Annotated in this window: 25 protein-coding genes; 2 read left to right on the top strand and 23 right to left on the bottom strand. The window is 64.9% G+C overall.

From position 1 onward, the window contains the following. The 15 genes from hisB to AB4Z32_RS07230 all read right to left on the bottom strand — a co-directional run bounded on the left by hisB (position 1) and on the right by AB4Z32_RS07230 (position 12,057). A complete protein-coding gene (gene hisB, locus AB4Z32_RS07300) occupies positions 1-591 on the bottom strand; it encodes an imidazoleglycerol-phosphate dehydratase HisB (protein ID WP_047821313.1) in 591 nt (196 codons plus the stop codon). After that, the gene (hisC, locus tag AB4Z32_RS07295) at positions 588-1,679 is read right to left on the bottom strand and encodes a histidinol-phosphate transaminase (protein ID WP_441935260.1); all 1,092 of its coding nucleotides are present in this window, start codon (positions 1,677-1,679) and stop codon (positions 588-590) included. The genes hisB and hisC overlap by 4 nt, the downstream gene beginning before the upstream one ends. Further along, positions 1,676-2,653 (bottom strand): DNA-methyltransferase, encoded by a 978-nt coding sequence (locus tag AB4Z32_RS07290; protein WP_441935259.1) that lies wholly within the window; start codon positions 2,651-2,653, stop codon positions 1,676-1,678. The genes hisC and AB4Z32_RS07290 overlap by 4 nt, the downstream gene beginning before the upstream one ends. Continuing rightward, on the bottom strand, positions 2,650-3,993 hold the full coding sequence (gene hisD, locus AB4Z32_RS07285; protein ID WP_441935258.1) for a histidinol dehydrogenase: 1,344 nt from the start codon (positions 3,991-3,993) through the stop codon (positions 2,650-2,652). Before hisD ends, AB4Z32_RS07290 begins: the two co-directional genes overlap by 4 nt. A gap of 1 nt (position 3,994) precedes the next feature. Next, complete coding sequence (gene hisG / locus AB4Z32_RS07280) at positions 3,995-4,669, bottom strand: ATP phosphoribosyltransferase (protein WP_441935257.1); 675 nt, start codon at positions 4,667-4,669, stop codon at positions 3,995-3,997. 80 nt (positions 4,670-4,749) lie between these two features. After that, positions 4,750-6,012 (bottom strand): UDP-N-acetylglucosamine 1-carboxyvinyltransferase, encoded by a 1,263-nt coding sequence (gene murA / locus AB4Z32_RS07275; protein ID WP_441935256.1) that lies wholly within the window; start codon positions 6,010-6,012, stop codon positions 4,750-4,752. A gap of 13 nt (positions 6,013-6,025) precedes the next feature. After that, the gene (locus AB4Z32_RS07270; protein WP_441935255.1) at positions 6,026-6,265 is read right to left on the bottom strand and encodes a BolA family protein; all 240 of its coding nucleotides are present in this window, start codon (positions 6,263-6,265) and stop codon (positions 6,026-6,028) included. A gap of 26 nt (positions 6,266-6,291) precedes the next feature. Further along, positions 6,292-7,059 carry an ABC transporter permease gene (locus AB4Z32_RS07265; protein WP_441935254.1) on the bottom strand — a complete coding sequence of 256 codons (768 nt, stop codon included), beginning with the start codon at positions 7,057-7,059 and terminating at the stop codon, positions 6,292-6,294. Continuing rightward, positions 7,056-8,000 carry an ABC transporter ATP-binding protein gene (locus AB4Z32_RS07260; protein WP_441935253.1) on the bottom strand — a complete coding sequence of 315 codons (945 nt, stop codon included), beginning with the start codon at positions 7,998-8,000 and terminating at the stop codon, positions 7,056-7,058. Before AB4Z32_RS07260 ends, AB4Z32_RS07265 begins: the two co-directional genes overlap by 4 nt. A 105-nt stretch (positions 8,001-8,105) precedes the next feature. Continuing rightward, the gene (locus AB4Z32_RS07255) at positions 8,106-8,381 is read right to left on the bottom strand and encodes an STAS domain-containing protein (RefSeq protein ID WP_441935252.1); all 276 of its coding nucleotides are present in this window, start codon (positions 8,379-8,381) and stop codon (positions 8,106-8,108) included. A 2-nt stretch (positions 8,382-8,383) separates the two neighbouring features. Beyond that, positions 8,384-9,034, bottom strand: coding sequence for an MlaC/ttg2D family ABC transporter substrate-binding protein (locus tag AB4Z32_RS07250; RefSeq protein ID WP_441935251.1), 651 nt, complete (start codon positions 9,032-9,034; stop codon positions 8,384-8,386). 30 nt (positions 9,035-9,064) lie between these two features. After that, positions 9,065-9,955, bottom strand: coding sequence for an MlaA family lipoprotein (locus AB4Z32_RS07245; RefSeq protein WP_441935250.1), 891 nt, complete (start codon positions 9,953-9,955; stop codon positions 9,065-9,067). After that, complete coding sequence (gene mlaD, locus AB4Z32_RS07240) at positions 9,952-10,428, bottom strand: outer membrane lipid asymmetry maintenance protein MlaD (protein ID WP_441935249.1); 477 nt, start codon at positions 10,426-10,428, stop codon at positions 9,952-9,954. Before mlaD ends, AB4Z32_RS07245 begins: the two co-directional genes overlap by 4 nt. 46 nt (positions 10,429-10,474) lie before the next feature. After that, positions 10,475-11,257 carry a lipid asymmetry maintenance ABC transporter permease subunit MlaE gene (mlaE, locus tag AB4Z32_RS07235; protein ID WP_441935248.1) on the bottom strand — a complete coding sequence of 261 codons (783 nt, stop codon included), beginning with the start codon at positions 11,255-11,257 and terminating at the stop codon, positions 10,475-10,477. Continuing rightward, the gene (locus tag AB4Z32_RS07230; protein ID WP_441935247.1) at positions 11,254-12,057 is read right to left on the bottom strand and encodes an ABC transporter ATP-binding protein; all 804 of its coding nucleotides are present in this window, start codon (positions 12,055-12,057) and stop codon (positions 11,254-11,256) included. Before AB4Z32_RS07230 ends, mlaE begins: the two co-directional genes overlap by 4 nt. A 371-nt stretch (positions 12,058-12,428) precedes the next feature. On the opposite strand from AB4Z32_RS07230, the gene AB4Z32_RS07225 reads away from it, so the two are divergent. Further along, positions 12,429-13,079: a dienelactone hydrolase family protein gene (locus AB4Z32_RS07225; RefSeq protein ID WP_442121290.1), complete on the top strand. Its 651-nt coding sequence runs from the start codon at positions 12,429-12,431 to the stop codon at positions 13,077-13,079. Continuing rightward, positions 13,076-14,110: a CapA family protein gene (locus AB4Z32_RS07220; protein ID WP_441935246.1), complete on the top strand. Its 1,035-nt coding sequence runs from the start codon at positions 13,076-13,078 to the stop codon at positions 14,108-14,110. The genes AB4Z32_RS07225 and AB4Z32_RS07220 overlap by 4 nt, the downstream gene beginning before the upstream one ends. Here AB4Z32_RS07220 and AB4Z32_RS07215 read toward each other — a convergent pair. The 8 genes from AB4Z32_RS07215 to AB4Z32_RS07180 form a co-directional block, all read right to left on the bottom strand. After that, positions 14,062-14,919, bottom strand: coding sequence for an endonuclease/exonuclease/phosphatase family protein (locus AB4Z32_RS07215; protein ID WP_441935245.1), 858 nt, complete (start codon positions 14,917-14,919; stop codon positions 14,062-14,064). The genes AB4Z32_RS07220 and AB4Z32_RS07215 overlap by 49 nt on opposite strands. Before the next feature lie 130 nt (positions 14,920-15,049). Continuing rightward, positions 15,050-16,513 carry a glutamate synthase subunit beta gene (locus AB4Z32_RS07210; RefSeq protein ID WP_441935244.1) on the bottom strand — a complete coding sequence of 488 codons (1,464 nt, stop codon included), beginning with the start codon at positions 16,511-16,513 and terminating at the stop codon, positions 15,050-15,052. Positions 16,514-16,637: 124 nt separating this feature from the next. After that, positions 16,638-21,359: a glutamate synthase-related protein gene (locus AB4Z32_RS07205; protein WP_441935243.1), complete on the bottom strand. Its 4,722-nt coding sequence runs from the start codon at positions 21,357-21,359 to the stop codon at positions 16,638-16,640. A 210-nt stretch (positions 21,360-21,569) separates the two neighbouring features. Further along, entirely contained in the window at positions 21,570-22,280 is a 711-nt protein-coding gene (locus AB4Z32_RS07200; RefSeq protein ID WP_441935242.1) for a transposase, read from the bottom strand. Positions 22,281-22,353: 73 nt separating this feature from the next. Then, on the bottom strand, positions 22,354-22,614 hold the full coding sequence (locus tag AB4Z32_RS07195) for a hypothetical protein (protein WP_441935241.1): 261 nt from the start codon (positions 22,612-22,614) through the stop codon (positions 22,354-22,356). 40 nt (positions 22,615-22,654) lie between these two features. After that, positions 22,655-23,023, bottom strand: a complete 369-nt coding sequence (locus tag AB4Z32_RS07190) for a hypothetical protein (protein ID WP_441935240.1) — start codon at positions 23,021-23,023, stop codon at positions 22,655-22,657. 13 nt (positions 23,024-23,036) lie between these two features. Beyond that, a complete protein-coding gene (locus tag AB4Z32_RS07185; RefSeq protein WP_441935239.1) occupies positions 23,037-23,717 on the bottom strand; it encodes a response regulator transcription factor in 681 nt (226 codons plus the stop codon). An 87-nt stretch (positions 23,718-23,804) separates the two neighbouring features. Then, the gene (locus tag AB4Z32_RS07180; RefSeq protein ID WP_441935238.1) at positions 23,805-24,935 is read right to left on the bottom strand and encodes an ATP-binding protein; all 1,131 of its coding nucleotides are present in this window, start codon (positions 24,933-24,935) and stop codon (positions 23,805-23,807) included. Between the last annotated feature and the right edge of the window lies 1 nt (position 24,936).

Genomic DNA, 24,936 nt, shown 5'->3' with positions numbered 1-24,936 from the left:
TTACAGGCTGCCCTTGGTCGATGGAATCGTGCCCAGCGCGCGCTCGTCCAGCTCGGACGCCATGCGCAGGGCACGGCCGAAGGCCTTGAACACGGTCTCGCACTGGTGGTGGGCGTTCACGCCCCGCAGGTTGTCCACGTGCAGGGTCACGCCGGCGTGGTTCACGAAGCCGCGGAAGAACTCGATCGTCAGGTCGACGTCGAAGCGGCCGATGGTGGCGCGGGTGAAGGGCACATGCCATTCCAGGCCCGGACGACCGGAAAAGTCGATCACCACGCGCGACAGCGCTTCGTCGAGCGGGACGTAGGCGTGGCCGTAGCGGCGGATGCCTTTCTTGTCGCCGATCGCCTTGGCGACCGCCATGCCCAGGGTGATCCCGGTGTCCTCGACGGTATGGTGGTCGTCGATGTGCAGGTCGCCGACGGCCTCGACCTCGAGGTCGATCAGGCCATGGCGGGCGATCTGGTCCAGCATATGGTCGAGGAAAGGCACGCCAGTGTTGAGTTTCTGGCGGCCGGTACCGTCGAGATTGAGCGCGACGCGGATCTGCGTCTCGCTGGTGTTGCGGGTGATTTCTGCGGTGCGGGTCATTGCAGGGAAGCCTTCAGGGCATTCAGGAATACGGAATTCTCTTCCGGGGTGCTGACCGTCACGCGGATGCAGTTGGCCAGCAATTCGTGCATTTTACTCAAATTCTTGATCAATACCCGTTCATCGAACAGTTTAGCGCAGGTACGGTCGGCGTCCGGTACACGCAAGGTAATGAAATTCGCGCTCGACGGGAAGACCGTCACGCCCGGCAGCGCAGCCAGCGCCGCCGCCAGTTCGCCGCGCGCTTCGTTCAGGCGGGCCGCCTGCTCGTTCAGCACGTCGATATGGTCGAGCGCGAACTCGGCCGCCGCCTGGGTCAGCACGTTGATGTTATACGGCGGGCGCACCTTGTCGAACTGGTCCAGCAGCGCGGGCGCGGCCGCCAGGTAGCCGAGGCGGATGCCGGCCAGGCCCAGCTTGGACAGCGTGCGCATCACCATCAGGTTCGGGTATTGCGGCAGCCGGCCCATGAAACTGGTGCGGGCGAAGGGTTGGTAGGCCTCGTCGACCACGGCGATGCCGGTGTCGCCCAGCGCCTCGATGATGGCGACCATGTCGTCTTCAGCGTAGAGGTTGCCGGTCGGATTGTTCGGGTAGGCCAGGAACACGACCGACGGCTTGTGCTTTTCGATGGCGGCCAGCATCGCCGGGCGGTCGAGCGAGAAATCGGCTTTCAGCGGCACGCCGACGTAGTCCATGCCGGCAAACTGGGCCGAGCGCTGGAACATCACGAAGGCCGGGACCGGGGCCATCAGCACTGCCCTCTTGTCCTGGCGTGCGGTGGCCATGGCGATGATGCTGATGATCTCGTCGGAACCGTTGCCGAGGATGACGTCGTAGCCGGCCGGGACGCCGAGCTTGTCGCGGATCTTCTGCTTGAGGGTGCCGTACGAGGCCACCGGATAGCGGTTCAGCACGGCGTCGGCCAGGCGCGTGGCCAGTGCCTGGCGCAGGTTTTCCGGCAGCTCGTAGGGGTTTTCCATGGCGTCGAGCTTGATGTAGCCGCTGGCGTCCGGCACGTTATAGCTATGGCCGGCACGGACGTCTTCGCGGATCGTGTTGGCGATGAGGGTGTCGATGTCGGTCATGGTGTGCTTCCTTGAATAGCGTTGTCTAAATTTTGCTCGTTGGCTACTGCCCCGTCGCCCCCGCGCGGGCGGGGGTCCAGGTTTGCGTGCGTTTTGACTGCTCGTGCAACTTGGGGCGTCGCACAGCGAGGCGCCTGCGCGGGGACGACGGTGCAAGCGCTCTCGGTCATAACGGTTTTGTCCTTCTTGCGACTGCCTGCCGTCTTTTTCCTGGCCGGCGCCTCCGGCATCGCCAACCTCTGCTGAATGATCTCGCAATAAGCCTGGTTCAGCTCGAACCCAACGAAATGCCGCCCCAGCCGACGCGCCGCCAGCGCCGTGGTGCCGCTGCCCATGAAGGGGTCGAGCACCACGCCGCCCGGCGGGCAGGAGGCCTTGAGCATGCGTTCGATGATCTCGAGCGGCTTCTGGGTAGGATGATCGACCCGCTCCGCATGTTCGCGGTGCAGGCGTGAGACGCTCCACAGGTCCTTCGGGTTGTAGCCGACCTCGAGCCACTTGGCGCCCACGAAGATCGAACGCGAGCGCGCCTTCTTGGTCTCGGCGTCGTAGGGGATGCGCACGGCGTCCAGGTCGAAATAATAGTCCTTGCGCTTCACGAAGAAGCCGATGGTGTCGTGCACCGAGCTGAAGCTGCGGGTGCTGCCGCCCATCGAGGGCACGCGGCGGTCCCAGATGATCTCGTTCATCATCGTCAGGCGCTTCTTCAGCATGACGAAGATTTCCGGCGCAAAGCGCCAGGTGAGGAAGATGTACAGGCTGCCGTTGGCTTTCAGCTTGGGCAGCGCGACGTCGATCCAGCGCTCGGTCCAGGCCAGGTAGTCGTCGACGCTCTGCTGGTCGGAAGCGTTGCCGTAGTCCTTGCCGAGGTTGTACGGCGGATCGGTCAGGATCAGGTCGATGGACCCGTCGGGGATGCGCGCCATGCCGGCCAGCGCGTCCTCGCAGAAGACCCGGTCGACCCAGTCCATCATGCGGAACCAGACCCGGTCGGCTCGCCGTCCTGCCTGATCCTTAGCTCTGCGCTGCGGGCGTGCGCCTGCAGGCCTTCGCCGTACGCCAGCTCGGCCGCGACCTTGCCCAGGGTCTGGGCGCCGGCTTCGGACACGAACAGCAGCGACGAGCGCTTCTGGAAGTCGTACACGCCCAGCGGCGACGAGAAGCGCGCCGTGCGCGAGGTCGGCAGCACGTGGTTCGGGCCGCAGCAATAGTCGCCCAGCGACTCGGACGAGAAGCGGCCCAGGAACATCGCGCCCGCATGGCGGATCCGGTCCGCCCATTGCTGCGGCTCGGCGGCCGAGATTTCCAGGTGCTCGGCGGCGATGTCGTTGGCGATCGCGCAGGCTTCTTCCATGTCGCGCACGAGGATCAACGCGCCGCGGTCCGTCAGCGAGGTCGTGATCGTCTCCTTGCGCGGCATGGCCGGCAGCAGCTTGTGGATGCTGGCTTCGACCCGGGCGATGTAGCCGGCGTCCGGGCACAGCAGGATGGCCTGGGCCAGCTCGTCGTGCTCGGCCTGGGAGAACAGGTCCATGGCGACCCAGTCCGGGTCGGTGCTGCCGTCGCACAGCACCAGGATTTCGGACGGGCCGGCGATCATGTCGATGCCGACCGTGCCGAACACGCGGCGCTTGGCGGCGGCCACGTAGGCATTGCCCGGGCCGACGATCTTGTCGACGGCAGGAATCGTCTCGGTGCCGTAGGCCAGGGCGCCGACGGCCTGGGCGCCGCCGATGGTGATCACGCGCGTCACCCCGGCGATCGCGGCGGCGGCCAGCACCATGCGGTTCTTGATGCCGTCCGGCGTCGGCACCACCATCACGATCTCTTTCACGCCCGCGACCTGGGCCGGGATCGCATTCATCAGCACCGACGAGGGATACGCCGCCTTGCCGCCCGGGACGTAGATGCCGACGCGGTCCAGCGGCGTCACGCGCTGGCCCAGCACGGTGCCGTCAGGTTCGGTGTAGGTGAAACCGTTCAGTTCCTGCTTCTGGCGCTCGTGGAAGACCCGGATGCGATCGGCGGCGGTCTGCAGCGCGGCGCGCTGGGCCTCCGGCAGCGAGGCCAGCGCATCCTGCAGTTCCTGCTGCGTCAGGTCGAAGGCGGCCATGCCTGTAGCACCCCCACCGGGGATGCGGTCAAACTTGTTGGTGTACTCCAGCACGGCCGCATCGCCGCGCGCCCTGACGTCGGCGAGGATCTTGGCGACGGCGGATTCGATCGCGTCGTCGGTCTCGGCTTCGAAGGCCAGCAGCTTGGTCAGCTGCTGCTTGAAATCGGGGGCGGTGGAATCGAGCTTGCGGACATCCATGTTATTGACCTTGCTGCTTGGAGGCGCGTTCGAAGGCCTCGATGATGGGTTGCAGGCGCTCGCGCTTGAGCTTGAGCGCGGCCTGGTTGACCACCAGGCGCGAAGAGATCTCCATGATCTTCTCGACTTCGACCAGGTTGTTGGCGCGCAGGGTGCCGCCGGTCGAGACCACGTCGACGATGGCATCCGACAGGCCGACCAGCGGCGCCAGTTCCATCGAGCCGTACAGCTTGATCAGGTCGACGTGCACGCCCTTCTTGGCGAAGTGCTCGCGCGCGGTTTCCACGAACTTGGTGGCCACGCGCAGGCGCGCGCCCTGGCGCACCGCGGTCTCGTAGTCGAAGCCGGCGTTCACCGCCACCGACATGCGGCAGCAGGCGATGCGCAGGTCGACCGGCTGGTACAGGCCTTCGCCGCCATGCTCGAGCAGCACGTCCTTGCCGGCCACGCCGAAGTCGGCGGCGCCGTACTGGACATAGGTCGGCACGTCGGTGGCGCGCACGATCAGCACGCGCACGCCAGGGTCGTTGGTCGCCAGGATCAGCTTGCGCGAGGTTTCCGGATTTTCCAGCACCTCGATGCCGGCCGCGGCCAGCAGCGGCAGCGTGTCTTCGAAGATGCGGCCCTTGGAGAGGGCGAGGATCAGCTGCTTGCTGTCCTGGGGTGATTTGGTCATATTGAGTGTCAGCCGATGCCCGTCGTCCCCGCGCAGGCGGGAACGACGTTGGTAATGCTGGTACTACGCTAATAGTAGCTTTATTTGATACGAACGATGTCGGCACCAACCGCCGACAGCTTGGCTTCCATGCGGTCGTAACCGCGGTCCAGATGGTAGATCCGGTCGACGATGGTGGTGCCCTCGGCGGCCAGGCCGGCGATCACCAGCGAGGCCGAGGCGCGCAGGTCGGTGGCCATCACCGGTGCGCCGACCAGGCGGCCGACGCCGCGCATGAAGGCGGTGTTGCCCTCGATCGAGATCTGCGCGCCCAGGCGGTTCAGTTCCTGCACGTGCATGAAGCGGTTCTCGAAGATGGTCTCGGTCACGCGGCTCGGGCCGTCGGCGATGGTGTTCACCGCCATGAACTGGGCCTGCATGTCGGTCGGGAAGCCGGGATATTCCGTGGTGCGGAAGGACACCGGGCGCGGACGGCCGTCCATGCGCGCACGGATGGCCTGGCCTTCCACCGTCAGTTGCACGCCCATCTCGCGCAGCTTGTCGATGGCGACGTCGAAGATGTCGGTGCGGGTATTGACGATGCGGATGTCGCCGCCGGTCGCCGCCACCGCGCAAAGAAAAGTAGCGGCTTCGATGCGGTCCGAGATCACGGCGTGCCTGGTGCCGTGCAGGGCGTCGACGCCCTGGATCACCAGGCGGTCGGTGCCGATGCCCTCGATCTTCGCGCCCATCGCCACCAGCATGTTGGCAAGGTCGGTCACTTCCGGCTCGCGCGCGGCGTTTTCCAGCACCGTCTCGCCTTCGGCCAGCACTGCGGCCATCAGCAGGTTCTCGGTGCCGGTCACGGTGATCATGTCGGTCAGGATGCGCGCGCCCTTCAGCTTCGCGCATTTGGCGTGGATGTAGCCGCCTTCGATCGTGATCTCGGCGCCCATCGCGCGCAGGCCCTTGATGTGCTGGTCGACCGGACGCGAACCGATCGCGCAGCCGCCCGGCAGCGAGACCTTGGCTTCACCGAAGCGCGCCAGCATCGGTCCCAGCACCAGGATCGAGGCGCGCATGGTCTTCACCAGCTCGTACGGCGCTTCGAGCTTGTCGATGTTGGCGCCGTTCAGGGTGACGTTCTCGCTGTCGTCCCCTTCGCCCTGGGTCACCTTCAGGCCGGTCTGCGCCAGCAGCTTGAGCATGGTGCGCACGTCGTGCAGGCGCGGCACGTTCGACAGTTCGAGGTCGCCCGAGGTCAGCAGGCCGGCGCACAGGATGGGCAGCGCGGCGTTCTTGGCGCCCGAGATGACGATGTCGCCGTTCAGGCGCTTGCCGCCGGTGATCTGGAGCTTGTCCATGGATTATCCTTGCTTAGTTGGCAGCAAATTCTTCGGGGGTCAGGGTCTTCATCGACAGCGCGTGGATCTCCTCGCGCATGCGGTCGCCGAGGGCGGCGTAGACGATCTGGTGGCGCTGGATGCGGCTCTTGCCGGCAAAGCTGGGGGACACGATGACGGCGCTGAAATGCTGGCCGTCGCCCTCGACTTCGAGGTGGGTGGTGTCCAGGCCGGCCTTGATGTAGCCGTGGATGAGTTCAGGTGTGGTAGCCATGATGCGCAGTGAATTTTGGATAAATCTTAATGACGCAGCTTGTAGCCGCGGCGGAGCAGGTTGATGGCGACGCCGGCCAGCACGATGAAGAACACGGCGACGATGGCCAGGCTGGTCCAGGGCGAGACATCAGACTTGCCGAAGAAACCGTAACGGAACCCGTCAATCATATAAAAGAACGGGTTGAAATGCGAGACTGCGAGCCAGAACGGGGGCAGTTTCTGGATCGAATAGAACACACCGGCCAAAAATGTTGCAGGCATGATCAAAAAGTTCTGGAACGCGGCCAGCTGGTCGAACTTCTCGGCCCAGATGCCGGCGATCACGCCCATCGTGCCGAGGATGGCCGCGCCCAGCAGGGCGAACACGACGATCCACAGCGGGAACACGAAGGACAGGTGGGCGAACCAGGCGGTGATGATGAACACGCCGGCGCCCACGCACAGGCCGCGCACGATCGATGCCGTCACGTAGGCGGACAGGATCTCCCAGTGCGATAGCGGCGGCAGCAGGATGAACACCAGGTTGCCGGTGATCTTGGACTGGATCAGCGAGGACGAGGAGTTGGCGAAGGCGTTCTGCAGCACGCTCATCATCACCAGGCCCGGGATCAGGAAGGCGGTGTAGTCGACGCCGGCGAGCATCTGCACGCGGCCTTCCAGCACGTGGCCGAAGATCAGCAGGTAGAGCATCGAGGTGACGACCGGCGCGGCGATGGTCTGGGTGGCGACCTTCCAGAAGCGCAGGATCTCTTTGTAGAACAGGGTGCGGAAACCCACGGAGAATACATTCATCGGATGGGTGCCCCTTCCATGATCTGGATAAAGATGTCTTCCAGGTCGGCCTGCTGCAGCTGCATTTCGTCGATCACGGCGCCCGATTCGCGCAGGCTCGCCAGGATGCCTTCGACGTCGGCGTACTCGTTCACGCGCAGGGTGTACTTGTTGCCCTGCCCATTCGGCTTCGAGGCGTCGTCGTGCGCATCTGCTTCATCGTGCGCGACCAGGTGGCGCAGGCCTTCCGGCAGCCCGCCCTGCTTCAGGTGCACGATCAGCGAGGAGCCCGACACGCGGCGCAGCAGCTGCGACATGGTGTCCAGCGCCACCACGTTGCCGGTCTTGAGCATGGCCACGCGCTGGCACATGGCTTGCGCTTCTTCGAGGTAGTGGGTGGTCAGGACCACGGTGTGGCCCTCGCGGTTCAGGCGCGAGATGAACTTCCACAGGGTCTGGCGCAGTTCGACGTCGACGCCGGCGGTCGGTTCGTCCAGCACGATCACGGGCGGTTTGTGGACCAGGGCCTGGGCCACCAGCACGCGCCGCTTCATGCCGCCGGACAGGGCGCGCATGTTGACGTCGGCCTTGGCGGTCAGGTCGAGGTTTTCCATGACCTCGTCGATCCACTTGTCGTTGTTCTTCAGGCCGAAGTAGCCGGACTGCAGCCGCAGGGTCTCGCGCACCGTGAAGAAGGGATCGAACACCAGCTCCTGCGGCACCACGCCGAGCGCCATGCGGGCCGAACGGAAGTCCTTGACGACGTCGTGGCCGTGGATGCGCACACTCCCGACATCGGGCCGGATCAGGCCCGCGATGCAGGAGATGAGAGTGGTCTTGCCGGCGCCGTTCGGGCCAAGCAGGCCGAAGAATTCGCCTTGTTCGATGGTCAGGGAAACGCCCTTGAGGGCCTTGAAGCCCTTGTAGCTTTTCTCGACGCTGTCAATCTGGATGGCTGTCATGCGAAAGTGGCCGCGCCGGACGGCGGACCATGCAGGGGAAACGAGCCATTATAGAAGAAATCGTCATGACGGGTCGGCGTGAGCCCATCCGTCATGAAGCGGCGGTCACGCCCGGCCGATCAGGCCATCGACACCATACAGGCGCGCCAGCGCATCGACGTTGGCCGGCACGTTGACGAAACTGAGCTTGCGCCCCTGCGCCTGGGCGCGGCGCTGCCAGGCCAGCATCAGGGCCAGGGCCGAGGAATCGGCGGCGCGCACGCCACCGAGGTCGAACACGGTCGCGCCGGCGGACAGCGCCGCGCAGCCCTGCTCCAGCGCCGCCTGGGCGTTCTGGAAGGTCAGGGCATCCAGCGACAGCATGGGATTGGACTCCGCCATGCTTACTTCTGCGGCGCCTTCAGCGGCTTGTTGGCCAGCTGCTGGTTACGGTCGTGCAGCTTCTTGATCAGGCCGTCGATGCCGCCCTTGCCGATCTCGGAAGCGAAGGTCGACTTGTAGGTCTCGACCAGCCAGGCGCCCATCACGTTCAGGTCGAAGATCTTCCAGCCCTGCGGGGTCTTGCTCAGGCGGTAGTTCAGGGTGATCGGCTCGCCGCGGGTCAGGTTGACCTGCGACTTCACCTCGACTTCGGTGTCGGCCGGGTCGGCGCGGAAGGGCTTGAACTCGATGGTTTCGTTCTTGATCTGCGAGAGCGCACCGGAATAGGTGTAGATCAGCAGCTGGCGGAATTCTTCCGACAGTTGCTTCTGCTGTTCCGGGCTCGCCTGGCGCCAGAAGCGGCCGGCCGCCTGCGACGTCATCTTGTCGGAATCGACGTACGGCAGGATCTTGGTGTTGACCAGGTCGATGATCTTGCGGCTGTTGCCGGCCTGGATGTCCTTGTCGGCCTTGACGGCGTCGATCACGTCGGTGCTGACGCGCTTGACCAGCAGGTCCGGCGCTTCGCTGGCGGCCTGGGCCGGGGCAGCGATCACGCTGGTGGAAAAGGCCGCCACGGCGGCAGTCACGATCAATTGTGCGATAGGCTTCATACGCTTCCTTTGTCTTGGTTATCCCGTTAACTACTTCTGGACCGGTTCGGATGACACAGGGGCCGGCACCGGCGGATTATTCGGCGCCGAATCCTGTTTTGCCGGGGTTTGGTCCTGGCTGGCCGGCGCGGCGTCGTCGCCCGCGTCGTCCGGACGCGGCGTCTTCTTCACGCCCAGCTTTTCCTGCACTTTTTCCTGCACCTTCTCGAGCTTTTCATGCACCTTGTCGGCACGCTCCTGGGCCTTGTCGGTATCCAGCACCTTGCTGTTACGGCGCTGCAGGTAACCGTCGCGGATGAATTCGTAGCGGTCGAGGGCAGCGTCTTCCAGCAGGTTCGAGGCGTCCAGCACACTGGCGCGCTGGTCGACGGCGCGCAGCAGGATGCCGCCGTTACGCCACGGGATATCGTTCACGTGATCCCAGGGATCGCCCCAGAAGTCGCCCGGCAGGGCAATGGTGTCGCGCACCGTAGATGCGCCCAGAATCGGCAACATCAAGTAGGGGCCGCTTGGGACGCCCCAGTAACCCAGGGTCTGGCCCAGGTCTTCGTTGTGCTTGCGCAGGCCGGCCGGGGTCGCGATGTCCAGCACGCCGACCAGGCCCAGGGTCGAGTTCACGGCAAAACGGGTGAAGTCGTTCAGGCCGTCCTGGCCCTTGAGCTGGGCAAAATTGTTGACCGAGCTCCACAGGTCCGACAGGTTGCCGAAGAAGTTGCCGACACCGGTCTGCACGAAGTCCGGGGTGTAGTTCCGGTAGAAAGTCGCGGTCGGCTTCAGGGCGGTACGGTCGACCGCGTCGTTGAAGCTGAACATTGCCCGGTTGAACTTCTCGAAGGGGTCCTTCGGATTGGTGGCGGTCGCGCAGCCGCTCAGCAGCACGGCAGCGCCTGCCGCCAGTGCCAATGCGTTACGAATGCTCATTTGCTGTTGCCATCCTTTCCTTCGGCTGCTTTGCTATAAATAAATTGGTTGATCAGGTCTTCCAGCACCGCGGCGGACTGCGTGCGGGTGATACGGTCGCCATCCACCAGGTTGTTGGTGTCGCCGCCCGCTTCGATGCCGATGTACTGTTCGCCCAGCAGACCGGAGGTCAGGATCTTCAACGAACTATCTTTCGGGAACTTATAGGCCGGGTTCAAGTCGAGGCGAACCAGGGCCTGGAAGCTCTTGTCGTCGAAGCTGATATCGCCGACGCGGCCCACGACCACGCCTGCGCTCTTGACGGGCGATTGGGGCTTGAGGCCACCGATGTTGTCGAACTTGCCGACGATCGCATACGTCTTGCTGAACGAGATAGTGCTCATGTTACCTGCCTTGAGGGCCAGGAAAAGGAGCGATACCGCACCCAACAGCACGAAAAGTCCGACCCAGACGTCAATAGATTTGCGATGCATAAGATTTCCTAATATATGTAGGCGTTAAATCAGCCAGTCTTCTAAATTATTTGTTGAACATCAGCGCGGTCATGACGAAGTCGAGGCCCAACACCATCAGCGACGCGATCACGACGGTGCGCGTGGTCGCGCGCGACACGCCTTCCGGCGTCGGCTGCGCTTCATAACCCTGGAACAGGGCGGTGAAGGTGACCGCAATGCCGAACACGAAGCTCTTCAGGACGCCGTTCATGATGTCGCGGCGCACGTCGATATTGCTCTGCATCTGGGACCAGAACGCGCCTTCGTCCACGCCGATCAGCTGCACGCCGACCAGGTAGCCGCCGATGATGCCGATGGCGGAAAAAATCGTGGCCAGCACCGGCATGGCGATCACGCCGCCCCAGAAACGCGGCGCCAGCACGCGCTGGAGCGGGTTCACGGCCATCATTTCCATTGCCGACAGCTGCTCGCCGGCCTTCATGAGGCCGATCTCGGCGGTCAGCGAGGTGCCGGCGCGGCCCGCGAACAGCAGCGCGGTGACCACCGGACCGAGCTCGCGCAGCAGCGACAGCGCCACCAGCTGGCCGAGTTTCTCGTCGGCGCCGAACTGGCTCAGCGTGTAATAGCCCTGCAGGCCCAGCACCATGCCGACGAACAGGCCGGACACGCCGATGATCAGCATCGAATAGTTGCCGATGAAGTGGACCTGCTCCGAGATCAGCGCCGGGCGCTTCAGCGCGCCGGGCAGCCTGCCCAGCAGCTTGACGAAGGAACGGGTGACGAAACCGATGCGGGCGATCGTGTCCAGCACGAAGGCGCCGATGAAGCCGAGGAAGCGCGCGATCATCGCTTGGCCTCCAGGCCCAGGTCTTCGGCCAGCGATTTGCCCGGATAGTGGAAGGGTACCGGACCGTCCGGCTGGGCGTTGACGAACTGTTTCACGTAGGGATCGGACGAAGCACGCATTTCTTCCGGCGTACCCTGGGCGACGATTTTTCCGCCGGACAGGAAATAGACGTAGTCGGCGATGCTGAAGGTTTCGTTGACGTCGTGCGACACCAGGATCGAGGTCGAGCCGAGGGTGTCGTTCAGGTTGCGGATCAGGTTGGCGGTCACGCCCATCGAGATCGGGTCGAGGCCGGCGAAGGGCTCGTCGTACATGATCAGTTCCGGGTCCAGCGCGATCGCGCGCGCCAGCGCCACGCGGCGCGCCATGCCGCCCGAGATCTCGTTCGGCTTGAGCTGGGCCGCATTGCGCAGGCCAACCGCGTTCAGGCGCATCAGCACCAGGTCGCGCAGCACTTCTTCCGGCAGCTCCGTGTGTTCGCGCAGCGGGAAGGCCACGTTCTCGAACACGGTCAGGTCGGTGAACAGGGCGCCGAACTGGAACAGCATGCCCATCTTGCGGCGCAGGCGGTAGAGGTTTTCCGTGTCGAGCTGATGAACGACTTCGCCGTCCACCGCGACCGTGCCGCGCTGGGGACGGATCTGGCCGCCGATCAGGCGCAGCACCGTCGTCTTGCCGGAGCCGGAACCGCCCATCACGGCGATCAGCTTGCCGCGCGGGAAATCCATGCTCAGATTCGACAGGATGGGGCGATCTCCATACGAAAAATGCAGATCGCGGATTTCGACAAGGTTGGACACAGTGGAATTTGGTATTTGGTGAATCTCGTATTGTAGTGCAGAAACGTCAATCCCTGCTGGAGACGGCCCAATTCCAGCGTACTTATCGACGTGATATTACAACACTACTGAACAGTGAGTCAGATATTTTCCTCACGTAAGTATTTGTTTTAAATGAGATATGCATACCTGAGATTGTTGCGTTTTGCTAAAGATTATTAACAAATTCCCCATGGAAACGAATACTTTGCATGCGAAGCAAGCCTGACGATTCCCCTTCGCGCGAGGGCATGGACTACCCGGATTTTCGGGCGCATCATGGGCTTGAACTTACCCGGGAGGCCAACGTGAACGCCAAGGCCCTGATCCACATCCAGCACGACGCCATCGATATGGAAGGCATGCTGGAACTTCCCCACGAAGCGCTGGGTGTCGTCCTGTTCGCCCATGGCAGCGGCAGCAGCCGCCTAAGTCCGCGCAACAACTACGTGGCCCGTATCCTGCGCGAGGCCGGCATCGGCACCCTGCTGCTCGACCTGCTCAGCGAGGACGAGGAAGCCGATTCCTATCACCGCTTCGACATCGCCCTGCTCACCCTGCGCCTGCGCAGCGCGGCGCGCTGGCTGGCGCGCGAGCCGGCGACGGCGAAGCTGCCGCTGGGACTGTTCGGCGCCAGCACCGGCGCCGCCGCCGCGCTGCGGCTGGCGGGCGAGCCCCACCTCGGCGATCCCTACCTGGGCCAGCCGCATCCCGGCCCGCCCTACCTGTCGATTGCCGCCGTGGTCTCGCGCGGCGGCCGGCCCGACCTGGCCGGCATCGCGGCCCTGCACGGCGTGACGGCGCCGACCCTGCTCATCGTGGGCGGCAACGACGACGCCGTGATCGACCTGAACCGGCAAGCCTTCGCCCAGCTGCGCTGCCCGCGCGAACTGGCCATCGTGGCCGGCGCCACCCACCTGTTCGAGGAGCCTGGCACCCTGGAGGAAGTGGCGCGGCTGGCGGCCAACTGGTTCGTCGGGCACTTTGCCCGCAAGACGGCATGAGTCCTGCTGCGATACCGCTGCGCCTGCTGTTCGGCGGCGACCTGATGCTCGGGCGCCTGGCCGGCGAGGCCATGCTGCGCGAGGGTGCGCAGCATCCGCTGGGCGCGGTCGCGCCGCAGCTGCGCGAGGCCGACCTCGCCGTCGCCAACCTCGAGTGCGCGATCTGCGAGCCGGGAGAGCGCTGGCACGGCGCACCGAAAGCCTTTTATTTTCGCGCGCCGCCGCTCGCCGGCGAGGCGCTGCGCGAGGCCGGTGTCAGGCTGGTGAGCCTGGCGAACAACCACATCCTCGACTACGACGTGCAGGGTTTGCTGGAGACCGTCCGCATCCTCGACGCCAACGGCATCCTCCACACGGGCGCCGGCGCCGACCTGGCGGCCGCATCGGCGCCGGTGATCGTCGAGCGCAAGGGCGTGCGGATCGGCATGGCCGCCTTCTGCGATCACCAGGACGATTTCGCCGCCACCCAAGACCACCCCGGCATGGCTTGGCTCGGCCTGCACGACGAGGCCGCTGCCGTCGACGCCTTCGCCCGCGCGCTGGCGCCGCTGCGTGCGGAAGGCGTGCGCTGGCCGATCCTGTCGCTGCACTGGGGGCCGAACATGGCGAGCGCGCCCGACCAGCGCCAGCGCCGCCTGGCGCGGGCCGCGATCGAGGTCGGCTGGAAGATCGTGTTCGGCCACAGCGCCCACGTATTCCAGGGCGTCGAGCTGTACGAAGGCTGCCCGATCCTGTATGCGGCCGGCGACCTGGTCGACGATTACGCCGTCGATCCGGGCTTTCGCAACGATCACCAGCTGCTGTTCACGCTGGAGTTCGGAGACGACGCGCTGGAGCGGATCGTCATGCACCCGCTGTTCATCCGGCATTGCCGGGCGTTCCCGGCGAACAGCGCGCAGCGGACCTGGATCGCCGAGCGCATGCGTGAGCTGTGCGCGGCCCTCGGCACCACGGTCCAGGTCGAGGACGATCGCCTGGCGATCTACTTGAGCACCACCCGCGAAACGACCGGAAAGTGGTCGGAGGGATAGCGCCTGTCGAAGGAGTCGCCCAGCACCGCGTACTTGAGGACGTCGAAGTGGCGGTCGACGAAGATGTAGTCGATCCTGTCGGTGGCAAGCCTGTCGATGTGAAAATCGTTGAAGGTGCCGGCTGGACCATAGGGCGGCGCCTTGCTGGCCTGGTACGCGTCGCGCAGCGCGGTCGACATGGTGCGGATCTGCACCGTGTCCGGCGTCGAGTTGAAATCGCCGACGCAGATGGCCGGCTCGCCGTGGGCGATCTCGGCGATCTTCTTCAGCATCAGATCGGCCGAGGCGCGGCGGGCCTGCTCGCCCTCATGGTCGAAATGCACCGAGAAGACATACAGCACGCGCGAGCTGGCGCGGTCGCGCAGGCGCGCCCATGAGGCGAGGCGATGGCAGCACCTGGCGTCCCAGCCGAAAGAAGGACGGTCGGGCGTTTCGCTGAGCCAGAAATCCCCCTTGTCCAGCAAGGCGAAACGGCTCTTGCGGAAGAAGATCGCCGAATGCTCGCCGGCGTCCTTGCCGTCGTCGCGGCCGACGCCGACATGCTCGAATTCTTCCATCTGCGCGAGGTCGGCGATCTGGCCGGACAAGCCTTCCTGGGTGCCGAGGATGTCGAACTCGTGGTAGCGGATCAGCGCCTTGACCATCTCCCTGCGGGCGGGCCAGGCATTGGGGCCGTCGCCGGGGTTGTCGTAGCGGAGGTTGTAGGTGGCGACATTGTAGGTGGCGACATTCAGCGGCACCGAGGCCTGGGACGCCGCCCACGCGGCGGGCCCGCAGAGCATGGCGAGCAGCAAAAGGATGGTCTTCATACGGGAGAGTTAAGCACATCCTGCTGCCGATGGCGCGGGAATGGCCGGGCAGGGGCGCAGTTTATCGCCCTCCACTAAACGACAAAGCGGCCCCGCAGGGCCGCTTCTCAGGTGAGCTTGATACCGCCGCTCAGCGCGGCAGTTCGGAAGAACCCATCAGGAACTCGTCCACGGCGCGCGCGCACTGGCGGCCTTCGCGGATCGCCCACACCACCAGCGACTGGCCGCGGCGCATGTCGCCGGCCGCGAACACCTTCGGTACCGTGGTCTGGTACGAGGTCTCGCCGTCGACCGTCGCACGGGCATTGCCGCGCGCATCCTTCTGCACGCTGAAGGCATCCAGCACCTGCTGCACCGGTGCGACGAAGCCCATGGCCAGCAGCACCAGGTCGGCCTTCAGTTCGAATTCTGTGTTCGGCACTTCGATCATCTTGCCGTCCTTCCACTCGACGCGGCAGGCGATGACCTTCTCGACCTTGCCGCCCTTGCCTTCGAAGCGCTTGGTGGCCACCGCGAAGTCTCGCTCGCAACCTTCCTCGTGCGAGGACGAGGTGCGCAGCTTGGTCGGCCAGTAGGGCCAGACCAGCGGCTTGTTTTCAATCTCGGGCGGCATCGGCATCAGTTCGAACTGGGTGACGCTGGCGGCGCCGTGGCGGTTCGAGGTGCCGACGCAGTCGGAACCGGTGTCGCCGCCGCCGATCACGACCACGTGCTTGCCGGTGGCCTTGATCTGGTCTTTCACCTTGTCGCCGGCGTTCACGCGGTTCTGCTGCGGCAGGAAATCCATCGCGAAGTGCACGCCCTTCAGCTCGCGGCCCGGCACCGGCAGGTCGCGCGGCTGCTCGGCGCCGCCGGCCATGATGACGGCGTCGAAGTCCTTGACCAGGTCTTCCGGGAAGATGGTCTCGCGCGCCATATTGCTGACCGTGGTCGGGAAGTCCTTGCCGATCAGGGTGCTGGTGCGGAAGATCACGCCTTCCGCCTGCATTTGCTCAACCCTGCGGTCGATCAGGCCCTTCTCCATCTTGAAGTCGGGGATGCCGTAGCGCAGCAGGCCGCCGATGCGGTCGCTCTTCTCGAACACGGTCACGTCGTGGCCGACGCGCGCCAGCTGCTGGGCCGCGGCCAGGCCGGCGGGACCCGAGCCGACGATCGCGACCTTCTTGCCCGTCTTGACGGCGGCCGGCTGCGGCACGATCCAGCCGTTTTCCCAGCCGGCGTCGGCGATCTTGCGCTCGATCGACTTGATGCCGACCGGCTCGTTGTTGATGCCCAGCGTGCAGGCGGCCTCGCAGGGTGCGGGGCAGATCCGGCCCGTGAATTCCGGGAAGTTGTTGGTCGAATGGAGGTTCTCGACGGCGTTGCGGTAGTTGCCGTGATAGACCAGGTCGTTCCAGTCGGGGATCAGGTTGTTGACCGGGCAGCCCGTGTTACAGAAGGGGATGCCGCAATCCATGCAGCGCGCGCCCTGCACCTTGGCCTGCTCGTTGCTGAGCGTCAGCGTGAATTCCTTGTAGTTCTTCAGGCGCGCGGCGGGTTCCAGGTGGTCTTCTTCCTGGCGCTGAAATTCCATGAAGCCGGTGATTTTACCCACAATATTTTCCTTATCAATTCCGTCGATTCAGCCGTCGCCCCCGCGCAGGCGGGGGTCCAAGTTTGCACGCGTATCGTCAGCGCTCGCAGAACTTGGATTCCCGCCTGCGCGGGAACGACGGTATTCAGGCAGCCAACTCGATCTTGTCGTTCGCCTCTTCCATGCTGGAGTTGTGCATCTCCTCCAGCGCGCGCTTGTATTCGGTCGGGAAGACCTTCACGAACTTGCCGCGGCTGGCGGCCCAGTCGTCCAGCAGGTTGCGGGCGCGGGTCGAGCCGGTGTGCTTGAAGTGGCGTTCGATCAGGCGCTTCAGGATCGCTTCGTCCGACTCGCGCTCGCCGTTGCGGGTCTGGGCGTGCCAGGACGACTTGTCGCCCTGCTCCTTGGTGGACAGCACGCGCTCCAGGTTCACCATCGTCGTATTGCACTTCTGCTCGAACTCGCCCTTCGGGTCGTACACATAAGCCACGCCGCCCGACATGCCGGCTGCGAAGTTGCGGCCGGTGTCGCCCAGCACGACCACGGTACCGCCGGTCATGTATTCGCAGCCGTGGTCGCCCAGGCCTTCGACGATGGCCGTCGCGCCCGAGTTACGCACCGCGAAGCGTTCGCCGGCCACGCCGTTGAAGAAGGCTTCGCCGGCGATGGCGCCGTACAGCACCGTGTTGCCGACGATGATGTTGTCCACCGCCCAGCCGCGGAACTCGGTATTCGGACGCACGATGATGCGGCCGCCCGACAGGCCTTTACCCACGTAGTCGTTGCCCTCGCCCACCAGGTCGATCGTGATGCCGGCCGCCAGGAAGGCCGCGGCCGACTGGCCCGCCGTGCCCTGCAGCTGGATGTGGATGGTGTCGTCCGGCAGGCCGGCATGGCCGTAGCGCTTGGCGACTTCACCCGACAGCATGGTGCCGACCGTGCGGTTGACGTTGCGCACCGGCGAGATGAAGGACACGCGCTCGCCACGCTCCAGCGCCGGCTTGGCCTGGGCGATCAGCTTGTGGTCCAGTGCCTTGTCCAGGCCGTGGTCCTGGCCTTCGCTGTGCAGCAGGGCCTGCGGGCTGGCGGCCTTCGGCTGGTAGAAGATGTTGCTGAAGTCCAGGCCCTGCGCCTTCCAGTGCGTGATGGCGCGGTTCTGGTCGAGCAGGTCGGCGCGGCCGATCAGCTCGTCGTAGGTGCGGATGCCCAGCTGGGCCATGATCTGGCGCGCTTCCTCGGCGACGAAGAAGAAGTAGTTGACCACGTGTTCCGGCTTGCCCTGGAACTTGGCGCGCAGCTCCGGATCCTGGGTTGCCACGCCCACCGGGCAGGTATTCAGGTGACACTTGCGCATCATGATGCAGCCTTCGACCACCAGCGGCGCGGTGGCGAAGCCGATTTCGTCGGCGCCCAGCAGGGCGGCGATGACGACGTCGCGGCCGGTGCGCATCTGGCCGTCGGCCTGCACGCGGATGCGGCTGCGCAGGCCGTTCAGCACCAGGGTCTGCTGGGTCTCGGCGAGGCCCAGTTCCCACGGCGTGCCGGCATGCTTCACCGACGACAGCGGCGAGGCGCCGGTGCCGCCGTCATGGCCGGCGACCACCACGTGGTCGGCCTTGGCCTTCGAGACGCCGGCGGCGACGGTGCCGATGCCGACTTCCGACACCAGCTTCACCGAGATCGACGCGTTCGGGTTGGCGTTCTTCAGGTCGTGGATCAACTGGGCCAGGTCTTCGATCGAGTAGATGTCGTGGTGCGGCGGCGGCGAGATCAGGCCGACACCCGGCACCGACACGCGCAGGGACGCGATGTACTCGGACACCTTGTGGCCCGGCAGTTGGCCGCCTTCGCCCGGCTTGGCGCCTTGTGCCATCTTGATCTGGATCTGGTCGGCCGAGGCCAGGTACTCGGCGCTGACGCCGAAGCGGCCCGATGCCACCTGCTTGATCTTCGAGCGCAGCGAATCGCCTTCCTGCAGCGGGATGTCGGCAACCACGCGGTCCGAGCCCAGGATCGAGGCCAGGGTCTCGCCCTTGGCGATCTTGATGCCCTTGAACTCGCCCATGTAGCGGCGCGGATCTTCGCCGCCTTCGCCGGTATTGCTCTTGCCGCCAATGCGGTTCATGGCGATGGCGAGCGTCGCGTGGGCTTCGGTCGAGATCGAACCGAGCGACATCGCACCGGTGGCGAAGCGCTTGACGATTTCCTTGGCCGGTTCGACTTCGCCCAGCGGGATCGCCCTGGCCGGGTCGATCTTGAATTCCATCAGGCCGCGCAGGGTCAGGTGACGCTTGCTCTGGTCGTTGATGATCTGGGCGTACTCTTTATAGGTGTTGAAGTTGTTGGCGCGGGTCGAGTGCTGCAGCTTGGCGATCGCGTCCGGAGTCCACAAGTGGTCTTCGCCGCGCACGCGGAAGGCGTATTCGCCGCCGACGTCCAGGCTGTTGGCCAGCACCGGGTCCTTGCCGAAGGCCAGGTGGTGCAGGCGCAGCGCTTCCTCGGCCACTTCGAACAGGCCGATGCCTTCCACCGTCGACGAGGTGCCGCGGAAGTATTTGTCGACCAGCGACTTGTTCAGGCCCACGGCTTCGAAGATCTGGGCACCGCAGTAGGACATATAGGTCGAGATGCCCATCTTCGACATCACCTTCATCAGGCCCTTGCCGACCGCCTTGGTGTAGTTGTAGGTCGCGTCCTGCGGCGACATCGCCTTCGGCAGGTGGGCCGCCAGGTCGACCAGGGTCTCCAGCGCCAGGTAGGGATGCACGGCTTCGGCGCCGTAGCCGGCCAGCAGGGCGAAGTGGTGGGTTTCGCGGGCCGAACCGGTTTCGACCACCAGGCCGGTGGAGGCGCGCAGGCCGCGCATCACCAGGTGCTGATGGACGGCGGAGGTGGCCAGCAGGGCCGGGATCGCGACCTGCTCGGCCGACATCGCGCGGTCCGAGACGATCAGGATGTTGTGGCCGGACTTGACCGCGTCCACGGCTTCCGCGCACAGCGAGGCCAGCGAGGCTTCGATGCCTTCCTTGCCCCAGCTGGTCGGGTAGCAGATGTTCAGCTCATAGGACTTGAACTTGCCGCCGGTGTGCAGGCTGATCGAGCGCAGGCGCGCCATGTCGTCGAAACCGAGGATCGGCTGCGAGACTTCGAGGCGCATCGGCGGGTTCACGTTGTTCGTGTCCAGCAGGTTCGGCTTCGGGCCGATGAAGGACACCAGCGACATCACCATGCTTTCGCGGATCGGGTCGATCGGCGGGTTCGTCACCTGCGCAAACAGCTGCTTGAAGTAGGAGTACAGCGGCTTGAGCTTGTTCGACATCACCGCCAGCGGCGAGTCGTTGCCCATCGAGCCGGTGGCTTCCTCGCCCAGCACCGCCATCGGCGCCATCAGGAATTTCAAGTCTTCCTGGGTATAGCCGAAGGACTGCTGGCGGTCCAGCAGCGAGATCGCCGCCTTCTCTCCCTGGGCCGGCGTATCCTTCACGCGGCTGTGGGCGAGCTGGCTGTCGGTGACCTTGATTTCGTTGAGCTTGATGCGCACCGACTTGATCCAGGCTTTATACGGCTTGGCGTTCGAGTAGGTGTCCTTCAGTTCCTTGTCGTCGATGATGCGGCCGGCTTCGAGGTCGATCAGGAACATCTTGCCCGGCTGGAGGCGCCATTTCTTGACGATGCGCGATTCCGGGATCGGCAGCACGCCGGACTCGGAAGCCATCACCACCAGGTCGTCGTCGGTGACGACGTAGCGCGCCGGACGCAGGCCGTTGCGGTCGAGGGTGCCGCCGATGTGGCGGCCGTCGGTGAAGGCCATCGCGGCCGGACCGTCCCACGGCTCCATCATCGCGGCGTGGTATTCGTAGAAGGCGCGGCGGTTCTCGTCCATGGTCGCATGGTTTTCCCACGCTTCCGGGATCATCATCATCATCGCCTGGGCTACGGGATAGCCGGCCATCACCAGCAGTTCGAGCGCGTTGTCGAAGCAGGCGGTGTCGGACTGGCCTTCATAGATCAGCGGGAACAGCTTGTTCAGGTCTTCGCCCAGCACGGCCGACTTCATCATGCCTTCGCGGGCGCGGGTCCAGTTGAAGTTGCCCTTGACGGTGTTGATCTCGCCGTTGTGCGCAATGAGGCGATACGGGTGGGCCAGCGGCCATTCCGGGAAGGTGTTGGTCGAGAAGCGCTGGTGCACCAGGGCCAGCGCCGAGACGCAGCGCGGATCCTGCAGGTCGCGGTAGTAGACGCCGACCTGGTCGGCCAGCAGCAGGCCCTTGTACACGACGGTACGGGCCGACATCGAGGGCACGAAGAATTCCTTGCCGTGGATGAGTTTCAGAGCCTGGATCGCGTGGCCGGACGATTTGCGGATCACGTACAGCTTGCGCTCGAGCGCATCGGTGACCATGACGTCGGGGCCGCGGCCGATGAAGATCTGGCGGATCACCGGTTCCTTGGCGCGCACGGTCGGCGACATCGGCATGGTCTCGTCGACCGGCACGTTACGCCAGCCCAGCACGACCTGGCCTTCGGCGCGTACGGCGCGTTCGATTTCCTGTTCGCAGGCGATGCGCGAGGCGTGTTCCTTCGGCAGGAAGATCATGCCGACGCCGTATTCGCCGGGCGGCGGCAGGTCGACGCCCTGCTTGCCCATCTCGTCTCGGTAGTACTGGTCGGGAATCTGGATCAGGATGCCGGCGCCGTCGCCCATCAGCGCATCGGCACCGACCGCACCGCGGTGGTCCAGGTTCTTCAGGATCAGCAGACCCTGTTCAATAATCGAATGACTCTTGTTGCCCTTGATGTGGGCGATGAAACCGACGCCGCAGGCATCGTGTTCATTGGCGGGATCGTATAAACCTTGGGCAATCATGAGGGACTCCACGGCATTTTTGAAGAAGTGAAGGCCGAGAATAGAGCAGAGTCAAGTAAACATCAATCACAACAATTAGGGTCGGAGTCGAATTAAATTTGGAAAATTCTCCCCTCAAAATAAATAGGGACATAGTAATAACGGGCACACCAACGGCATCCACCGTATCAAAATGCTTTTTTAAATCAAGGGATTGCTGGAATAGAAGGCTCAGTCGAGCAGCTCTTCCGGCTGCCTGGTCTTGAAAGGGCGTCCACGCTTGGCTGGCAGAATCTGCCGTTTGGTCTTTTTTTCGAGCTCGGCCTTGAAGGCATAGGAGCCCACCGGCGCGCCCTTGGCCAGCGCGCCGCCGATCAGTTCCCCCTCCTCGCTGCCATAGCCCTGCCGTACCAGTTCGATGTAGGCGGCTTCGCGCTGGAAGGGCGTGTTGCCGAGTCCCCAGTACAGCATGTGGTCGGTGACCAGGGTATCGGACCGCAGGCCGGCGTGGTGGGCATAGCTGGACCAGCGGTAGTCGGCCGGTTCCGGCGCCAGCTGGGCGAGCACCGGCGCCAGCTCGAGGTAGCGGCTTGCGGCCAGCAGGTAGTGCGGGGCGTCGACCAGCGAGGTGCGGAAGCGGCCCTGGAACAGCGTGCCCGAGCGGCCGTACTTGCTGTTGAACCAGGGAACGTAATGGCGGCCGACCTTCTGCATCATCAGCGCCAGGCCGTCTTCGTCCGCGGGCGTGGCCAGCAGGATGACGTGATTCGGCATCAGGACCCAGGCGTGGACCGCCACCTTGTACAGCCGCGCGCACTCCTTCAGCCAGTCGTGGAAGCGCTCCTGGTCTTCGTCGTCGCGGAAGATGGGCTGGTTGTCGTTGCCGCGCTGGAGGATCAGGTGCGGCTGGTTCGGCAGGATCAGGCGGGGTTGGCGGGCCATGGCAGTATCGAGAATTGACTATGTCCCCGATTATATCCGCGCACACAGAAAAAATGCATCACCATGTCCCCAATTATCGGATTTTCTTGAAAATGCCGTCGAAAGGCGGCTCCGGCCACACCAGGCGCCAGGTTTCGCGGCTCTGCAGGTGCAGATACCAGACCTCGACCAGCACGATGCTGCCATCGCCATCGCCGTGGCGGTAGGGAACGGCCACCGGCACCTGCCTGGCCAGCCCACCGCTGACCTGCCCGGTCATCCAGCGTTCGAAGCTGCGGAATTCGACCAGGCTGGTGAAACCGTCGACTTCTTCCCAGGGGCAGGGAAACTTCATGGCGGATTGCCTCCATGCGCGCGATCGACAGCCTAGGGTATCAGGGTCCGGTCAAGACGACCATGCAGTCGAGCCGGACCAATTTCCTGGCGCTGTCGAATTCGACGCGGACATCCTCGCGCCGGCTGACCAGGAAACCGGTTTCCCTGAGCCTCACGTACAGCCGGCGTGTATCGTCGGCGTCGTACCCCGGCAGCGGTTCGGGCGCCTCGTAGCGCAGCTTCCTGTGCTGGATTTCCTTCACGACCTCGGGATAAGGCATCCCCGGCCCGAGCGAGGCCATGAACTTTTCCGTCGAAGCGCTGCAAGTTGACGGATCGCCGTCAGCTTCCTGGTGCAGCGACTGCCAGGCCAGCAGCACGCCGGCGCCAGCCGCGCATGCAAGCAAGAGCCAGGCATTGCGCCTCATGCGCTCGAGGGTTTCAGGCCAGCGTGAAACCGGCCGACAGGCTGTAGCCCTCGCCGTAGGCACTGCGCAGCGGCAAGTCCTGGCCGAGGCCGGTGCGCGCTTTCTTGCGCAGGCGGTAGACCAGCATGTCGACGCGGCGGCTGGCATCCGGATCGTCGCCGCCCATGCCGGCCACGATCACCTGGCGCGGCACCGGCCGGGTATTGATGGTCAGCAGGTGCAGGAAATTGCACTCCTTTTCCGTCAGGTCGATGACCTTGCCCATCAGCTCGAGCTGGCGGGCGGACACGCGCAGCGTCCACTTGCTCGGCGCCGGGGGCGGCGCCGAGGGACGCACGCGGCGATCCAGCGCCTCGATGTGGGCGGCCAGCTCGGGGAACTTGATCGGCTTGGTGAGATAGTGGTCCGCCCCCAGGCGCAGGCCGAGGATGCGGTTGTCGAACGCGACCCGTCCGGTCAAGACCAGCAGGCCGATCTCCGGATACAGCTGGCGCATCCGCGGGATGACGTTGAACCCGTCTTCGTCCGGCAAGCCGAGGTCGAGCACCACCACGGCGGCAGGCGTGCGGGTCAGCGCCGCCCACATGTCGCCGGCGGTGGTCGCGATCGTGACGTCGTGGCCGAGCTCCGTGAGGAAGTCGGCCATGTCGCCGGCGTATTCGCCATTGTCTTCAACAATCAGTATTTGCGTCATGGGTTGGCCATGTCTTTATTCGTTTTCCCGGTCTCTCTCTGTTCGGGCGGCGATCCCGTAGGCCGTCCGATTATCACTGCTGGTCTGTCAGGAAGCAAGACCTTTCCCCGGCGCATCCTGTACCGGCAGCCACAGGCGGAATTCCGCCCCGCCTTGCGGCGCCGCCGCATGCTCCAGCGTGCCGCCGTGCACTTCGACGACGGAGCGCGCCATGTACAGGCCCAGGCCGCTGCCCGGCAGGCCGGCGGCATTGCTGCCGCGATAGCCCTTGTCGAAGATGCGCGGCAGGTCGGCCGGCGGCACGCCCGTCCCCGCATCGCGCAGCGCCAGCTCGACGCCGCTTTCCCTGCGCCGTCCCAGCACCGTCAGGGCTGCGTCGGCCGGCGTGTAGCGCAGCGCGTTCTCGAGCAAAATCTTCAGCGCCAGACGCAGGCCGGCGGGTTCGCCGCGCAACTGGGCCGGCAGCTCGTCCACCTCCAGCGCCACCTTCCTGCCGGCCACGCGCGCCTGCGCCACCAGCTCTTCCAGCAGCAGGCGCGGCGCCACCGATTTCTCCTGGCGCTGGCGCCCCAGCGCCGCCATCCGTTCCGGCGACAGGTAGTCGTCCAGCATCGCGATCAGGCGGTCGGTTGCGGTCGCGATCTTGCGGTAGCGCTGGCGCGTCGGCTCGTCGGCTTTCGTGTTGGTCGCTTCCAGCCGCTGGATGGCGCCGTCGATGGTCGACAGAGGCGTGCGGAACTCGTGGTTCAGCATGCTGGCGAAATGCTTCTGCTCGCGTTCGCGCTCGCGCCGCGCGGACTGGTCGCGCACCAGGCCGGCCAGCGCCTGCGCCCTGCCCGCCTCGTCCAGCAGCAGGGTCGAGATCACTTCCACCGGCACTTCGCGTCCATCCGGCCGCAGGATGTCGTACTCGCGCACCACGCGCAGGCGCGAACCGTCGCCCGCGGCAAAGCGGCGCAGGCGCTCCTGCAAGCCGGCGCACAAGGGTGCCAGCGGTCCCTCCTTATTAGTTAACAAATGTTCATGAACATCGAGAACGCAATAACCCAGCATGTCGTTGACGTTTGGACTGATATAGATCGGCAAGCCGCTCGCGCAATCGAGGATGAAGGCCAGGTCGCCGCCGAGTTCGGCAATGGTACGGAAGGCGTCGGCCGTCGCCAGGGTATTTACCGGCTCCGCACGGCCAGACAGAGGAAGGTGGGCGCTGCGGGCCATG

Origin of the sequence: Massilia sp. 2TAF26, assembly GCF_052115005.1 — a bacterium.
GTDB lineage: Bacteria > Pseudomonadota > Gammaproteobacteria > Burkholderiales > Burkholderiaceae_D > Telluria.
This window is presented reverse-complemented; position numbering and strand designations above follow the sequence as displayed.

Excerpts from the sequence above, each read along its gene's own strand:
- hisB (WP_047821313.1), bottom strand. The coding sequence starts at position 591 with ATGACCCGCACCGCAGAAATCACCCGCAACACCAGCGAGACGCAGATC.
- hisC (WP_441935260.1), bottom strand. The coding sequence starts at position 1,679 with ATGACCGACATCGACACCCTCATCGCCAACACGATCCGCGAAGACGTC.
- AB4Z32_RS07290 (WP_441935259.1), bottom strand. The coding sequence starts at position 2,653 with ATGATGGACTGGGTCGACCGGGTCTTCTGCGAGGACGCGCTGGCCGGC.
- hisD (WP_441935258.1), bottom strand. The coding sequence starts at position 3,993 with ATGGATGTCCGCAAGCTCGATTCCACCGCCCCCGATTTCAAGCAGCAG.
- hisG (WP_441935257.1), bottom strand. The coding sequence starts at position 4,669 with ATGACCAAATCACCCCAGGACAGCAAGCAGCTGATCCTCGCCCTCTCC.
- murA (WP_441935256.1), bottom strand. The coding sequence starts at position 6,012 with ATGGACAAGCTCCAGATCACCGGCGGCAAGCGCCTGAACGGCGACATC.
- AB4Z32_RS07270 (WP_441935255.1), bottom strand. The coding sequence starts at position 6,265 with ATGGCTACCACACCTGAACTCATCCACGGCTACATCAAGGCCGGCCTG.
- AB4Z32_RS07265 (WP_441935254.1), bottom strand. The coding sequence starts at position 7,059 with ATGAATGTATTCTCCGTGGGTTTCCGCACCCTGTTCTACAAAGAGATC.
- AB4Z32_RS07260 (WP_441935253.1), bottom strand. The coding sequence starts at position 8,000 with ATGACAGCCATCCAGATTGACAGCGTCGAGAAAAGCTACAAGGGCTTC.
- AB4Z32_RS07255 (WP_441935252.1), bottom strand. The coding sequence starts at position 8,381 with ATGGCGGAGTCCAATCCCATGCTGTCGCTGGATGCCCTGACCTTCCAG.
- AB4Z32_RS07250 (WP_441935251.1), bottom strand. The coding sequence starts at position 9,034 with ATGAAGCCTATCGCACAATTGATCGTGACTGCCGCCGTGGCGGCCTTT.
- AB4Z32_RS07245 (WP_441935250.1), bottom strand. The coding sequence starts at position 9,955 with ATGAGCATTCGTAACGCATTGGCACTGGCGGCAGGCGCTGCCGTGCTG.
- mlaD (WP_441935249.1), bottom strand. The coding sequence starts at position 10,428 with ATGCATCGCAAATCTATTGACGTCTGGGTCGGACTTTTCGTGCTGTTG.
- mlaE (WP_441935248.1), bottom strand. The coding sequence starts at position 11,257 with ATGATCGCGCGCTTCCTCGGCTTCATCGGCGCCTTCGTGCTGGACACG.
- AB4Z32_RS07225 (WP_442121290.1), top strand. The coding sequence starts at position 12,429 with ATGGAAGGCATGCTGGAACTTCCCCACGAAGCGCTGGGTGTCGTCCTG.
- AB4Z32_RS07220 (WP_441935246.1), top strand. The coding sequence starts at position 13,076 with ATGAGTCCTGCTGCGATACCGCTGCGCCTGCTGTTCGGCGGCGACCTG.
- AB4Z32_RS07215 (WP_441935245.1), bottom strand. The coding sequence starts at position 14,919 with ATGAAGACCATCCTTTTGCTGCTCGCCATGCTCTGCGGGCCCGCCGCG.
- AB4Z32_RS07205 (WP_441935243.1), bottom strand. The coding sequence starts at position 21,359 with ATGATTGCCCAAGGTTTATACGATCCCGCCAATGAACACGATGCCTGC.
- AB4Z32_RS07200 (WP_441935242.1), bottom strand. The coding sequence starts at position 22,280 with ATGGCCCGCCAACCCCGCCTGATCCTGCCGAACCAGCCGCACCTGATC.
- AB4Z32_RS07195 (WP_441935241.1), bottom strand. The coding sequence starts at position 22,614 with ATGAAGTTTCCCTGCCCCTGGGAAGAAGTCGACGGTTTCACCAGCCTG.
- AB4Z32_RS07190 (WP_441935240.1), bottom strand. The coding sequence starts at position 23,023 with ATGAGGCGCAATGCCTGGCTCTTGCTTGCATGCGCGGCTGGCGCCGGC.
- AB4Z32_RS07185 (WP_441935239.1), bottom strand. The coding sequence starts at position 23,717 with ATGACGCAAATACTGATTGTTGAAGACAATGGCGAATACGCCGGCGAC.
- AB4Z32_RS07180 (WP_441935238.1), bottom strand. The coding sequence starts at position 24,935 with ATGGCCCGCAGCGCCCACCTTCCTCTGTCTGGCCGTGCGGAGCCGGTA.